Source organism: Mycobacterium sp. 1245852.3, from assembly GCF_001669335.1.
GTDB lineage: Bacteria > Actinomycetota > Actinomycetes > Mycobacteriales > Mycobacteriaceae > Mycobacterium > Mycobacterium europaeum_A.
This window is the reverse complement of sequence record NZ_LZLL01000338.1, coordinates 1-1,627: the sequence shown is the minus strand read 5'-3', so window position 1 is coordinate 1,627 and position 1,627 is coordinate 1. Positions and strand designations below refer to the sequence as shown.

2 protein-coding genes are annotated in these 1,627 nt (G+C 62.2%); both read right to left on the bottom strand.

Features of this window, described 5'->3' with window-relative positions; translation table 11 throughout:
- Positions 1-214, bottom strand: a 214-nt coding sequence (locus tag A9W96_RS31475) for a hypothetical protein (RefSeq protein ID WP_156765259.1), incomplete at its 3' end; no start/stop codon positions are given.
- A 360-nt stretch (positions 215-574) separates the two neighbouring features.
- The gene (locus tag A9W96_RS15260) at positions 575-1,444 is read right to left on the bottom strand and encodes a hypothetical protein (RefSeq protein ID WP_067140901.1); all 870 of its coding nucleotides are present in this window, start codon (positions 1,442-1,444) and stop codon (positions 575-577) included.
- Positions 1,445-1,627 lie beyond the last annotated feature (183 nt).

The following is a 1,627-nucleotide window of genomic DNA, read 5'->3' as shown; positions in this document are numbered from 1 at the left end:
AGGCGGCGACGTGCGGGTGACTCTTGTTGGTGTTGATGTAGATCACCGGCGCTGCGATCAACCAGAGGACGACTGCGACGTAAGAGGCGATGTGCAGGGCGTAGAAGTAAAATCCGGCAGCGGCGAGGGTAAAAGTCACGAGGAACCAGAATCCGATTCCGACGGCGAGGCCCATCCCTAGAAAGGCTACCCATTGGACGCGGTTCTTGGTCATAGGCTCATTCTACCGCCCCTGCTGACATTGTATTTCGGGTTAGTGGTGCGGATCTCGTTGAGCGTCACGGTAAGTCGCGGTATGGGGATGCAGGTTTATTGGCCGGGGCCGTATGTGAAGTATCCCTTGGAATTGGCGATGTTTCGGGTCAAGTTGTTTATGTACGGTTGCCACACGGCGTGAGCGACCCCTGTGTACGCCGACCTTAGTCCTGGGCTGAGGATGGGTACGTCTTCTGATCCCGGCCCCTGCGTTATCAGACCGTGGGTGGCGAGATGGAGTTGACCGCCTTGTTCAAAGAACCCGGCGTGGCGTCCGGTATTGGCGTAGAGCCTGAGCCCGTACGCCACGCCGAGGTGCTCAGGCCGCCGTCGCGGCCATTCCCCGCATCAGCCACAAGTCTCGTTGGTGACATGCTCCGACGGTGCCATCGCAGGGTTCACCGTGTTCGGTGCACCCGCCGGCCACCAGGCCTCGGCGCCACTGCAACGCCCACTTGAGGCAGTTGGAGCACTTCGTGTGAGCGCAGCCCGATAGCCGCGGGTTCTTGCGCGCGTTCAGGCTCCACCCCATGCTGTCCGACGATGCCAGCAGATCTCCGTAGATCCGAAGTCCTTGTGTCTTGACCCCGTACCCGTGCAGCGGCACCTCAGGATCGCGGTCACGCAGTGCCTCAAGCACTTCGCGGATCTCCCCGGTATGCTGCCGGCGGCACACCGACCCGACACCCACGGACGCGTAATTGCTCAGGTTCACCCCGGCCTCGCCGAACGTGTCCCAACACCGCAGGTAATCCGCAACCGTCTGACCCTGACATGTGGGCATGAAGGGGGCTTCTGGATGCAGGTCCGGGTCGTCATCCTCGGACCACAACCGTTCGAGCTCAACAAAATTCGCGACAGTCCGACGCTGATGTTCCTCGACAGTTAGGCCGGTGCGGGCGAGCATGTCGTCCTCACACATCCAGTCCATTCCGGCCGCCCATTCCAGCTGTCCAATCTCGCGGTCGTAGCGCTTGACCGCCGAGACATACTCCTCGGCCGTGGTGCGCCACCCGCCGTAAAGAGAGAGCTCGGAGAACCCTCCGGAATCCAGCGCCCACCCCGAACGCGCCCTCGGCAGAGTCTTACGCCTCGCCAAGCGGCGGTGAGACACAAACAGCGGCACACCTACGTGCGCCAACCACCCATCCATGTGCGTCCCCAAGTAGAAGACCGGCGCCTTCGCCATACCCCAAACCCCTCATCGGGTCGGTGGGCCCGCCCTCGCGGCGTGCCCTACACATACAGATGGTACCCCGTACCAACGACATCAATAATAATAATCTCACGCTCCCGCAAGCATTCACATACCGCCCACACCACACCCCGTGCCGGGTGGGCGGCGTGGGAGCGGGCATGGTGGCGGTGCGGC